At 51.6% G+C, this 12738-nt stretch carries 9 protein-coding genes and 1 pseudogene; 3 read left to right on the top strand and 7 right to left on the bottom strand.

Annotated features, from left to right (window positions below; genetic code table 11):
- Positions 1–174 precede the first annotated feature (174 nt).
- Together QBE55_09630 and QBE55_09625 are read left to right on the top strand one after the other, a co-directional pair.
- Entirely contained in the window at positions 175–1500 is a 1326-nt protein-coding gene (locus QBE55_09630; protein ID WZL77803.1) for a galactokinase family protein, read from the top strand.
- Between the two features lie 109 nt (positions 1501–1609).
- Positions 1610–3190 carry a UDP-glucose--hexose-1-phosphate uridylyltransferase gene (locus tag QBE55_09625; protein ID WZL77802.1) on the top strand — a complete coding sequence of 527 codons (1581 nt, stop codon included), beginning with the start codon at positions 1610–1612 and terminating at the stop codon, positions 3188–3190.
- A gap of 43 nt (positions 3191–3233) precedes the next feature.
- Here QBE55_09625 and QBE55_09620 read toward each other — a convergent pair.
- From QBE55_09620 to QBE55_09600, 5 genes and pseudogenes are all read right to left on the bottom strand, one after another.
- Positions 3234–3509, bottom strand: a pseudogene (locus tag QBE55_09620) (ATP-binding cassette domain-containing protein).
- A 55-nt stretch (positions 3510–3564) separates the two neighbouring features.
- Positions 3565–4653, bottom strand: coding sequence for a DUF362 domain-containing protein (locus tag QBE55_09615; GenBank protein WZL79913.1), 1089 nt, complete (start codon positions 4651–4653; stop codon positions 3565–3567).
- Positions 4577–5650, bottom strand: a complete 1074-nt coding sequence (locus tag QBE55_09610) for a rhomboid family intramembrane serine protease (GenBank protein WZL77801.1) — start codon at positions 5648–5650, stop codon at positions 4577–4579. The genes QBE55_09615 and QBE55_09610 overlap by 77 nt, the downstream gene beginning before the upstream one ends.
- A 59-nt stretch (positions 5651–5709) precedes the next feature.
- A complete protein-coding gene (locus QBE55_09605; GenBank protein WZL77800.1) occupies positions 5710–6789 on the bottom strand; it encodes a class I mannose-6-phosphate isomerase in 1080 nt (359 codons plus the stop codon).
- A gap of 141 nt (positions 6790–6930) precedes the next feature.
- The gene (locus QBE55_09600; protein WZL79912.1) at positions 6931–7527 is read right to left on the bottom strand and encodes a redox-sensing transcriptional repressor Rex; all 597 of its coding nucleotides are present in this window, start codon (positions 7525–7527) and stop codon (positions 6931–6933) included.
- Between the two features lie 258 nt (positions 7528–7785).
- Between QBE55_09600 and QBE55_09595 the strand changes: the two genes are divergently transcribed.
- Positions 7786–9714 carry an ABC-F family ATP-binding cassette domain-containing protein gene (locus QBE55_09595; GenBank protein WZL77799.1) on the top strand — a complete coding sequence of 643 codons (1929 nt, stop codon included), beginning with the start codon at positions 7786–7788 and terminating at the stop codon, positions 9712–9714.
- Between the two features lie 39 nt (positions 9715–9753).
- Here the strand turns inward: QBE55_09595 and QBE55_09590 are convergent, their stop codons facing one another.
- Complete coding sequence (locus QBE55_09590) at positions 9754–11679, bottom strand: aconitate hydratase (GenBank protein WZL77798.1); 1926 nt, start codon at positions 11677–11679, stop codon at positions 9754–9756.
- 159 nt (positions 11680–11838) lie between these two features.
- Positions 11839–12723 carry an L-serine ammonia-lyase, iron-sulfur-dependent, subunit alpha gene (gene sdaAA, locus QBE55_09585; GenBank protein WZL77797.1) on the bottom strand — a complete coding sequence of 295 codons (885 nt, stop codon included), beginning with the start codon at positions 12721–12723 and terminating at the stop codon, positions 11839–11841.
- Positions 12724–12738: the final 15 nt, after the last annotated feature.

The raw sequence follows: 12738 nt of genomic DNA, 5'->3' as shown, positions 1-12738 counted from the left end.
TAGCGCAGGCAGAATAACGATAATGCAAAAAGCAGGAGTTTTTGATATAATGTTGACGAAACGACGAAATGGAGTCTGAAACGTAAAGTAATCAGAAAAGCTGCCGCTTTTCTGTAAAATCAAAAGGAATTAATAGCTAAAGCAAGGGAACCAATGCCGGGAAAGGAGTCACACATGCACGAGGAGAATTTTTCTTTTCAGAATATTCATGCTCAATTGGAAAGTACAGAAACGAAGGATCTATTTGCCAAATTATACGGGGGAAAGGAACAGACAGTACGTACACAGATAACCCGTTATCAAAAGCTGATTGAAACGTATCAGGAACAGTTCCCGGATGCGTCGGCCCCGATTCATCTGTTCAGTACACCGGGACGTACCGAAGTGGGCGGCAACCATACGGACCACAATGCGGGCCATGTCCTGGCCGCAGCGGTGCACTTCGATACCATTGCCACAGCAGAAAAAACCAGGGACAACAAAATCACCATTTGTTCCGAAGGTTATCCTGAGGTATTTCAGGCGGATTTAAGCACCCTGGAACCCATACCGGAGGAAAAGGAAACCACGACGGCCCTGATCCGTGGAATTGCTGCCCGGTTCCGTCAGCTTGGCTTTTCCATCGGCGGATTCCGGGCGTATGTAGCCAGTTCGGTCGCCAGAGGCTCCGGCCTCAGCTCCTCCGCTTCCATAGAGGTCCTGCTGGGGACCATTCTGAATGCCCTGTACAACGATGACCGGTTGGCACCTGCTTTGCTGGCCGTCGTTGGTCAATATGCGGAAAACATCTTCTTTGGGAAGCCCTGTGGACTGATGGATCAAATGGCCTGTGCCGTTGGCGGGTTTATAACCATAGACTTTAAGGACAACGAGAGACCTGCCATCCGCAAGATCAATTTTGATCCGGCAGCCCACGGATACCACATGCTGGTTGTGGACACCGGCGGGAATCATGCCGATCTGACTCAGGATTATGCAGACGTTCCCCGGGAAATGAAGCAGGTGGCAGAGGCTTTGGGAAAAAAGGTTCTGCGGGAGCTGACCATGGAGGAACTGATCGAAAACATCCCGACTCTCCGGAAAAAGGTGGGCGACCGGGCGATCCTACGGGCGATGCATTTCTTTGGCGACGACCAAAGGGTCGTTCGTCAGGCGAGAGCTTTGGAGGAAGACCGGTTCCGGGATTTCCTGGATATGGTCAACGAATCCGGCAGCAGTTCCTGGCGGTTTCTCCAGAACTGTTATTCCAATCAGAATCCGCAGGAACAGGGAGTCCCCCTGGCACTGGCGGTAACGGAAAACTTCATCCGGCAAAAGGGAGAAGGCGCATGCCGGGTACACGGCGGGGGATTTGCCGGAACCATCCAGGTTTATCTGCCGGACTCCTGCCTCGCCGAGTATGTGGAACAAATGGAGAAAATCTTCGGAGACAAAGCGGTCACCATTTTAAATGTCCGCCCCTTCGGAACACTGCACCTGAACCCTTATTGGAATGAATGAAACGGATGCCGGGACCATTTTTGCAGCCGGACAGGAAAGGATTCCTTCCGGCTGCATAGTATAAACTGGAACAAAAAGAGACTAATCAAGAAGAGGTGTACGGACTGTTATGAACGCTGATGAAGATCGTGGATCGGTTTTAATGGAGGAACTGCTGCACTTTGCCGTGCAAAATAAGCTGATTGAAGAGAGCGATGTGGTTTTCATGCGAAACCGGCTGATGGATTTCCTTGAAATCCGAGAGCCTTTGTCCCATCCCGAAGAGGTATGGGACAAAACCAGGGTGCCGGAGTATGCCACACCGATTCTGGAAAAGTTCCTGGACTACTGCTATGAAAAAGGAATTCTGGAGGAAAACACGCAGACCTTCCGGGATCTGCTGGACACCCGTATTATGGGACTGCTTCTGCCCAGGCCGTCCGAGATCCTCCGTAAATTCAAGGATTTTCAGCGCAGGGATGGCATCCGTGCCGCAACGGATTATTTTTATTGTCTGTGCCGAAAGTCCGATTACATAAGAATGGATCGTATTGCAAAAAACCGGAAATGGGATTATAAAAGCTCTTTTGGCAATCTGAACATCACCATCAATCTGACCAAGCCGGAAAAAGACCCCAGGGAAATCGCTGCACTCAAAAGCGCTCCTCAATCCGGCTATCCCAAATGTCTGCTCTGCCCGGAGAATGTAGGGTACGCAGGGAGAATCGATCATCCTGCCCGCCAGACGCACCGTACCCTGCCCCTGGATCTGTGCGGGGAAACCTGGTACTTCCAGTATTCCCCCTATGTTTATTACAATGAACACTGCATTGTCCTGAAGGAGAAGCACGTCCCCATGAAGCTGACCCGGGAGACCTTTGACCGCCTGTTCCAATTCCTGGACATCTTCCCCCACTATTTTATCGGCTCCAATGCGGATCTTCCCATTGTCGGCGGATCCATCCTGAACCACGATCATTTTCAGGGGGGCCGTTCCGTTTTTCCCATGGAAAAAGCACATGAGGAATATTCCCTTGTCTGCGACGGGTTCCCGGATGTTCAGGCAGCTGTGGTTCGCTGGCCCATGTCCACGCTTCGCCTGCTCAGCTCCGATCCGGAAAAGCTGGGAGATCTGGCCTTCCGGATCCTGACCGCCTGGAGGAAATATTCCGATCCGGAACGTGAGATCCTGGCTTTCACCACCGATCCGAAGGGAAATCATATTCCCCACAATACCATTACTCCCATTGCCAGAAGGAAACCGGATGAAAGTTTTGAACTGGACCTGGTCTTCCGGAACAACCGGACCAGTGAGAAATACCCTCTGGGGATCTTTCATCCCCATCCGGCGCTGCACCATATCAAGAAGGAGAATATCGGCCTGATCGAAGTGATGGGCCTGTTCATCCTGCCGGGACGGCTGCAGAAAGAGCTGGGCGGCCTGAAGGAACACCTGACCGGAACGGCAAAGGAAAGCGTGGATCGCCTGGACGATCCGGAGCATCCGCTGCATTCCCACAGCACATGGATCAGGGAGCTGATAAGCCAGTACGGCAGCAGCCTGTCCGAACCGGAAGCAGAGTCCGTACTGAAAAATGAGGTGGGAGCCGTATGTCAGCAGGTACTTACCGATGCCGGGGTATTCAAGGTGACGTCCGACGGCCGGAATGGGTTGGATCAGTTCCTTGCCACGGTGGGGCTACACCGGTAGCTAAAGAATACAGCGGCATTATTTAGTATTATTTTCATGAACTTTTCAGTTCATTTTGCCGGATTTCCGTAACGCCTTGCTTGTCCAGACCATTCATTGGCTCATCAAGCACCAACAATTTGGGCTTTTCCATAATGGCCTGGGCAATTCCAAGACGATGACGCATGCCCAGCGAATATTTGCGTACCGGCTTCCGGCTGTCCGGATCCAATCCGACCTGAACCAATGTATTGCGTATGTCTTTATCGGATATAACCCGCTGTACAGATGCCAAAAGTTTCAAATTTCTGTATGCACTCATGGAACCAATAAATCCGGGATCCTATCATTGAGCATAAGCCTTACGGCATTCTTAAGGAATATTCCGGACCTTTTTACTGAAAGATCCGGAACAACCAGCTGCGTTTGATTGCAACGGTTTTCTGCGGGCACAGCTCCTGGCAGCAATAGCATCGGATACATTTTTTCAAATCGACTTCCGGCCTGTGGTTCACCATGGTGATGGCCTTTGGCGGACAGTTCCCTGCGCAGTTCCCACACCCTATGCAGCCTTCCTGGAGAAAAACCGGCCTGGGGCCGAAATGAAAGTTAATAAACCGGCCAATCCGGCTGTCCTTGCCGAAATATTGTTCCACCATGCCCACATGTTTGTGTTCCGGTATCCGAAAATCCCGCACAAGCAGATCCTCCATGGGATCGCCAAGCAATGTCAGATCCTGCAGCCGGCTGCTGCACAGTCCCCTTTCCCGTGCCCTTTGGATGGTGCACACCGCGTCCGGGTCAATCCCCACCATGGAACAGGCCGCCACATCCAGTGCAAAGGGACTTTCGCTTGCCAGGATCGCTCCGATCTTCCTGGGATCCCCTGCGGAAGGTCCCTGCCCTTCCATTCCAACCACTGCGTCCATAACGGAAAGCACGGGTTTCACATAGGTGCAGATATCCACCAGCATATTGGAGAAGTCCTCCAGGCGCTTCATCCGCAGATGATATTCCGCCTTTGCCGTCCCTGGGATCACCCCGAACAGATTTTTTACTGCTCCGGTATAGATCGTCATGCCGTGGGTCTTGAGCTTGGCAATGTCTATCACGGCATCGACTTCCTGAAGGATCTCCATCACCGTCAGACTTCGGATAATCTTTCCCTCCGGATGGAAAACCTCCGTTTCCCCGACGTTTTCATTCAGCGCAACATGATCCCGCCGGGCGATCTTCTCCATTCCGCATCCCCGGTAAACCACCCTCAGGGCATGCACATTGAAAAGCCCGCTGGGGCTGTCGGCAAGAACTGGAACGGCACCGGCCTCCCGGACCAGCCTGGCAACAGCCGCCGCCACTTCCGGATGGGTCGTCGTCGCTTCCTCCGGACTCTTTTTCATCAGCAGGTTACATTTCAGTAATACCTTCTCGCCCGGCTTCACAAAATGATCCATACCGCCCAGAAGCCCAATGCTTCGGGACACCGCCTGATAAACCTGTTCCGACGTGTAGTCCCCGCATTTTATAATGGAAACGTTTTCCACCCTGCACCTCTCTCCCCTTTTCTGTTAATCCATGAATTGTCAAAGCAGCCTTCGCATCGATGCCTCTGTCTGGAAGAGCCTCACGCTGCAGGGTATTCCTATTCCCCGGCTGTGGTGCTTCGGGTACGGGGGATCCTGGCAGACGGGGATAGCTGCCTATCCTATATTTTTCTCCGCCATACCACAAGCCAAAAAGAAAAATCAAGGCGATCAGAACCCAGGTCAGCAGCTTTTTCATCTGAAATCCGCTTTCCCGGAAAAGTCCGACGGCATTCCCAACCAGATAACCGCCTGCCAATCCGCCGATGTGTCCCCAGTTATCAATCCCCGGCTGTACCATTCCGAAAAACAGGTTGATGCCAATGACCATCAGCAGACCCGTTCCAAACACACGATGGAACACTTCCCTGTTCCGCTGCCGGAAATACAGGAGGGATCCCAGCAGTCCGAATATGGCGCCGGAAGCCCCTGCCGCACTGTTGTCACTGAACAGATAGCTGAACAGACTTCCCGTCAGGCCGGACAACAAATAAATCAGCGCAAACTTTGCCTTGCCAAACAATCGTTCCACCACCGGACCATATACATAAAGCGCATAGGAGTTGAAAAGCAGATGAAGGAGGCCGACATGGAGAAACATGGCAGTCAACAGCCGCCAATACTGCCCATGGGCGATCAGTACATTGACCTTTGCTCCAAACACCAGCAGCTGCTCACTTTGATTTAAATTAAAATACGCCCCTGCAATGCGCATCAGCAGGTATGCGGCGATGTTCAGTCCCAAAAAAACATACGTCACATAAGGCGGACGGGAATCCATATACAGAAAACCCGGAGAATAATATCCTCCCGAGCCCGGATCTTCCCGGGCGTCCTTTTCGTTCACCACCTCATACTCCCCTTCGATAAAGTCTTTTCTGTCCTCTTGATCCGACATATCATCCTCCTAAACGGTTCTGCCGTCTGATTCATTCCACTATCCTAAAGCTGCTGCTGTCACAAACCCGCTATCACGGACCAATCCTCCTCCGTATAGCCCCGTTTTCTCAGCGGATCCAGAACATTGCTCTCCTTGTCCGGCACATAGGCGCGGATCACCGTGCCCTTCCCCTTCAGGACAAAAGAATTCAGGGAAGCCGGGATCAGACACGAACTGCCGGATGCCAGATTTTTCGAACCTCTTTCATATTGAATGACAGCGGATCCTTCCACACAGGTCAGGGTCTGAAACCGTTTGCCGTCCAGGTAAAGCTTCATGCTTCCGTCTATCTCCAGCTTTTCCATGGCAAAATAATCACAGGCTACATACAGAGTACGTCGGCCTCCTTCTTCCTCCAGAGTCAATCCCGACAGAGCGGTCCTGGTATACCTGCCTTCAAAGTCAATCACGTCCAGCGCCTTTTCCTTATGGAGCTGCCGGGGCCTGCCATCCGCATCCACCCGGTTCCAGTCGTAAACCCGGTAAGTGGTATCAGAACTTTGCTGAATCTCACAAATCAGAATTCCTGCCCCTATGGCATGTACCAGTCCGGCCGGAATGTACAGCACATCACCTGGCTTTACCTCCAGCTCCCTGAGACAATCCTCCAGCTTCCCCTGCTCCAGGCTGCTGCGAAACTCCTCTCTGGAGATTCCCCGGCGTACGCCGTACACCAGCCGGGCTCCCGGCTCGGCATCAATCACATACCACATCTCCGTCTTGCCCGATCCTCCGTTCTCATGCAGGGCAGCGTATTGATTGTCGGGATGAACCTGAACGGACAGAACATCCGAAGCGTCCAGAATCTTGATCAAAAGCGGAAACCTGCGGTATGGATCCTGATAAACTGCAGATCCCAGCAATTCTTCACCATATTTGTCGATGGCGTCCTTCAGGCTGAACCCCTTCAGCGAACCGTTCACAATGATGCCCATTCCGTTCTGCAGGCAGGCAATCTCCCAGCTCTCTCCAATTTTGCCGTCGGGCAGATTTCTATGATATTTTTCTGACAGCTTTCTGCCGCCCCATATTCTTTCCTTATAAACAGGGCGAAAAAACAATGGATACAAACTTATCACCTCATCATGAAACTTCATGAAACTTCCTTTATTATAATATGCTTTGCGGGAAATGAAAAGCAAAACTGCGTTCAATAAGGAAAAGCCCCTCCCTGATCCGCCAAAGGGGCTATGTCCCTATTCATCCGGTCAATGTAATTTTTGAAATAGCAGCGGACATCAATAATCATTCATCCGAAAAGAAAGCGTATAAAGACTGTCACTCAGGTGGACATTCTCCACAACCACGTCCTGCGGAACGGTAATGTCAACCGCCGCAAAGTTCCATATTCCCTTAATGCCATTGCGGATAACCCGGTCCGTAACTTCCTGGGCTTTTTCCTTGGGAGTACAAATGGCAGCGATCTGGATCGGATTTTGATCTGTAAAGCGCTCCAGATCATCCAGATCATAAATATTGATGCCCCGGATGGAAATTCCGATCAGCCTGGGATTGATATCGAACAACCCTTCGACAAGAAAACCATCTTTTTTGAATCCGTTATAATTGGCAAGGGCCTGTCCAAGATTCCCCGCACCGATCACAATGACATGATGGTCCATATTCAGGCCCAATATCTTTTGAAGCTCCTGCCGGAGCTCACTGACATTATAGCCATAACCCTGCTGCCCAAATCCACCAAAGCAATTGAAATCCTGTCGAATCTGAGAAGCGGTTAATCTCATACGCTGACTGAGTTCCCTGGAGGATATCCGTTCCGTCCCCATTTTTTCAATGTCTGTTAAATAACGGTAGTATCTTGGAATACGCCGCATCACCGCTTCCGAAACATAATTTTTCTGCTTTGCCAATTGTGAATCCCTCCCCTCTCATTACGTTAATTTTTCTACAATTTAATTCTACCATTCCCGGCAATCCAATGTCAATCATTAGCAGGATCACGAATTGGCAGCAGTATCCGAAGTTCGGAAGACAGCATCTGCCTGTCGGCATAATTCAACAGCATACCTTCAGATCTTTTCAATCCCGGCTGTTTTTGATAGAATAGTCTAGAAGCATGGAAGGAGAACCTTATGATACCATTATCCTGTGACAAAATCTCAAAATCATTCGGAGTGAATACTGTCCTGAGCGATATCAGCTTTTCTGTATCGGAAGGATCCCGCCTGGGCATCGTGGGAACAAACGGAGCCGGCAAAACCACTCTGTTCAAACTGATTACCGGAGAGCTTTCCCCGGACAGCGGCAGCCTTTACACGGCAAAAAATCTAACTATCGGCTATCTGAAACAGAACGAGGCTGCGGACTCCTCCCGAACCATATGGGAAGAGGCTCTTACCGTTTATGAAAGCACCCTGGAAATCGAAAGGAAACTGCACTCCGTGGAGCGAGCCATCTCTCAATACACCAATACGGACGATCCGGATTATATCTCCCTTTCCGGGGAATATGCCTCCCTGCTGGAGAAATTTGAGGCGAAAGATGGATATCTTTATGAAAGCCAAATAAGAGGTATCCTCATCGGACTTGGCTTTTCCGTGGAAGACTTTGACCAGCCCATCCGGCAGCTGAGCGGCGGTCAAAAAACAAGAGTGGCCCTGGCCAGGCTGCTTCTCCGGAAACCAAGCCTGCTTTTACTGGACGAGCCCACCAATCATCTGGACCTGGACGCCACCCAATGGCTGGAGACGTTCCTCAGGGATTATGCCGGCACCATCCTGCTGATCTCCCATGACCGGTACCTTCTGGATCATTTATGTAACTGCATCCTCGAAGTGGAACATCACCGGAGTACCCTGTATCATGGAAACTACAGTGATTATCACCGGAAAAAGCATCAAAAGCAGGAAACACAGGAAAAGGAATATAGCCTGCAGCAAAGGGAAATCAAACGCCAGGAGGCTGTCATCCGGCGATACCGTTCCTTTAACCGGGAAAAGAGCATTAAAGCAGCGGAAAGCCGGGAAAAAGCCCTGAACCGGATGATACCGGTGGAAAAGCCGGGGCAGCAGAAAGAGATCCGGATATCCTTCCATGCCGACCAACATTCCGGCAAGGACATCCTGACTGCTGAAAACCTGAAGATGGCGTTTGCCGGCAAAACATTATTTGAAAATGTGTCATTTTCCCTGAAAAAGGGAGACCGGGTAGGGATCATCGGCCCCAACGGCATCGGGAAAACCACCCTGTTCCGGATCCTGCTGAACCAGCTGACCCCCTCCGCCGGGAAGTTTCGCTTCGGCACCGGGGTGGACATCGGTTACTTTGATCAGGAACAGGACAGTCTGAATCCGGGCAATACGATTATGGACGAACTGTGGGATGCCTTTCCACAGAAGACGGAAACACAAATCCGGAACACCCTGGCTTTGTTCCTTTTCCAGGGAGACGATGTCCATAAAACCATCTGTCAGGCAAGCGGCGGGGAGAGGGGACGCGTCATGCTGGCAAAACTGATGCTGGCAGGAAAAAACCTTCTCCTCCTGGACGAACCCACCAACCACCTGGACATGTCGTCCAAGGAAGTACTGGAAGAATCGCTGAAAGATTATGATGGCACCCTGCTGGTCATCTCCCATGACCGATATTTTCTGAATCGGATTGTCCGCCGCATTCTGTTATTTAAAAAAAGCGGGATAACGGAATATCCCGGCAACTATGATGATTATATCGAAATCCGAACCAGACAGGAACTTCAGGAGTCCCCTCCGGCAACGAAGAAGGAAGAAAAAACGAAGACAGCCCGAAAAGAGGAACAGAAAAAGGAACGGGAAGAACGACAAAAGAAAAAAGCTGCTGCACAGCGCCTGAAGGATATGGAAGAACGGATCAATACTTTGGAAAAAAAGACCGGAAGACTGGAAAAGCAGTTATGCGATCCGGAGCTGTATCAGCAAGCGGACAAAATGCTGGAGGTCCAGCAGGAGTACAACGAGGCAAGGGCTTCGCTGAATGCTGCCTATGAAGATTGGATGAAGCTTCAGGATTCCTCTGCAACCTAGTGCCCGATATTTTCACACGATGCTTTTGTTATGATATTTTCATACTTTCTTTCTGGTTTCGTTCAGCAGCCCTCCTGCAAGCATAACCTTTTTCAGACGATCCGACAAAGGCATTTCCGTAACAATATCCAGATTTTTGGTTGGATTGTGTACAACCATCCTGTCTCCTGCCTGAATCTGCTCCACCGTATGCTCAATTACCAGGGTATCCCCGGAATCGATCCGGTCATAGTCCGATGGATCCGCAAAGGTAAGAGGCAAAATGCCGGAATTGATCAGGTTGGATCGGTGAATCCTGGCGAAGGATTTTGCAATCACCGCCTTGATCCCCAGATACAGCGGAGCCAGCGCTGCATGCTCCCGGCTGGACCCCTGCCCGTAATTCTGTCCTGCCACCAGGAACCCGCCACCCGCTTTTTTTGCCCGTTCGGGGAAAGTGGGATCCACAGGAGTCAGGCAATAATTGGACAGATGCGGAATGTTGGAACGAAACGGCAGCAGTTTTGCATTGGACGGCATAATATGGTCCGTAGTGATATTATCCTCCATTTTCAGCAGCACCGTACCCTTCACAAGCCCTTTCAGTTCCCTATTCAGCGGAAAGGGCTTGATATTGGGGCCGCGTACCACCGTTACGGAATCCGGATCCTCCGCAGGAGGAATGATCCCGTTATCGTGCACCCTGAAATATTCGGGCATGGGAATCACCGGAGGCTCCCCGCACTCGCGGGGGTCCGTCAGCACACCAGTCAGGGCGGACACGGCTGCAGTTTCCGGGCTGACGAGATATACGCCGGCGCTGACCGTTCCGCTTCGTCCGTAGAAGTTGCGGTTGAACGTCCGCAGGGATATGGCATTGGATGCCGGAGCCTGCCCCATTCCAATGCAGGGACCGCATGCGGATTCCAGAATCCTTGCTCCGGAATCAATCAGATCCGCCAATGCACCGTTTTCCGCCAGCATGGTATACACCTGCTTGGAACCCGGGGAAATCACCAGACTGACATCGGGATGGACAGTCTTTCCCCTTAGGATTGCAGCCACCTTCATCAAATCCAGATAAGAGGAGTTGGTACAGCTGCCAATGGCCACCTGGTTTACCCGGATCTTCCCCACCGACCGCACCGTCCCGACATTGTCCGGACTGTGTGGCTTTGCCGTCAGAGGTTCGAGCGTGCTCAGGTCGAGCTCCAGTTCCTCATCATATACCGCATCGTCATCTGCCTCCAAGGGCATCCACATCTCTTCCCTGCCCTGTGCGCGCAGAAACTCCCTGGTATTCTCATCACTTGGGAAAATGGATGTGGTGGCTCCCAGCTCCGCTCCCATATTGGTAATGGTGGCCCGCTCCGGCACGGTCAGGGAAGCGACACCGGGGCCGGCATATTCAATGACCTTATTGACGCCGCCCTTGACGCTGAGCATCTGCAGCACTTTCAGAATAATGTCCTTGGCAGATACCCAGGGCGGAAGCTTCCCCTTCAGCAGGATCCGGCAGACTCCGGGCATTGTCAGATAATAGGGACCGCCGGCCATGGCAACAGCCACATCCAGGCCGCCGGCACCGATGGCCAGCATGCCGACGCCCCCGCCGGTTGGTGTATGGCTGTCCGAACCCAGTAAAGTCCACCCCGGACGGCCGAACCGCTCCAGATGCACCTGATGGCAAATCCCGTTGCCCGGACGGGAAAAATAAATGCCATGTTTGGACGCTACCGTTTGAATGTATTTATGATCGTCTGCATTTTCAAATCCTTCCTGCAGAGTATTGTGATCGATATAAGCCACGGATTTTCTCGTCTTTACTTTTCCAACATTCATGGCTTCCAGCTGAAGATAGGCCATCGTGCCTGTTGAGTCCTGGGTCAGTGTCTGATCGATTTGAATGGAGATTTCCCTACCGGCAGTCATTTCCCCGGAAATAAGATGGCTTTCAATTATTTTCTGCGTGAGATTTTTTCCCAAAACATTGCCTCCTGATTTACTCTTCTTTTGTTTCATTGTATCCATTGGCGGAAAAGATGTCAAGAAATGACTGTGCCGAATTCATTTTGCTGAATTTATGAATGCTGCATTCGGTTCATTCCCTCCCCGAGGATCAATGGAAAGCTCCGACACAAGGTCTTATGATAGCCTGGAATGGGGATTGCTGGATTTCGTCAGGCGCTCTGCGATCTTTTTACCTGTCGGTGTAGCGGCAATGCCTCCCTTTGCTGTCTCCCTCAAGGATTCCGGCATGGATCGGCCCACTTCTCCCATAGCTGTGATCACCTCATCTGCCGGGATGACGCTTTTTATGCCGGCCAGAGCCATGTCAATCGCCAGAAGAGCCTGAACTGCGCCAAATGCATTTCTCTTGATGCAGGGACATTCCACCAGCCCGGCAACGGGATCACAAACCAGGCCCATAACCGCTTCCAGGGCAAAAGCCGAGGCATCGGCTGCCTGCCCGGGCGTCCCGCCGCACAGCTCCACACCAGCCCCGGCAGCCATGGCTGCTGCACTGCCGCATTCTGCCTGACATCCTCCCTCCGCACCGGACAGGCTGGCGTTTTCTGCGATTACTTCCCCGATAAAGGATGCCGTAAAGAGGCAGTTCACCACTTCTTCCTTCCTTTTATGATGCTGTTCTGCCAGGGAGATCAGGGTTGCCGGCAGAATCCCGCAGGAACCGGCAGTGGGTGCGGCTACAATCCTTCCCATGGAAGCATTGACATTGGCAATTCCCATAGCCCGGGCCGCTGCCCTCGGATAAAGCCCACCCCTGTGCTGTTCTTCATACTGCATCAGGCGGTGTCCTTCCCCACCCGTCAGACCGCTGACGGATCTCATTTCTTCCACAATGCCTGCCTTGTATACATGAAGCATCACATCATATCGCTCCTCCATGGCAGAAACAATTTCTTCCTCTGTCTTCCCCATGGAAAGTGCTTCCTTCTCCTTTACCAAAGCGAATATTGTACGGCTTTCCCGCTCCGCTGACTGCACCATTTCATCAAGACGATTCATATCTGTTCCCCGCTT

Source organism: Eubacteriales bacterium mix99, assembly GCA_038396605.1.
Classification (GTDB): domain Bacteria; phylum Bacillota; class Clostridia; order Caldicoprobacterales; family DTU083; genus UBA4874.
This window is presented reverse-complemented; position numbering and strand designations above follow the sequence as displayed.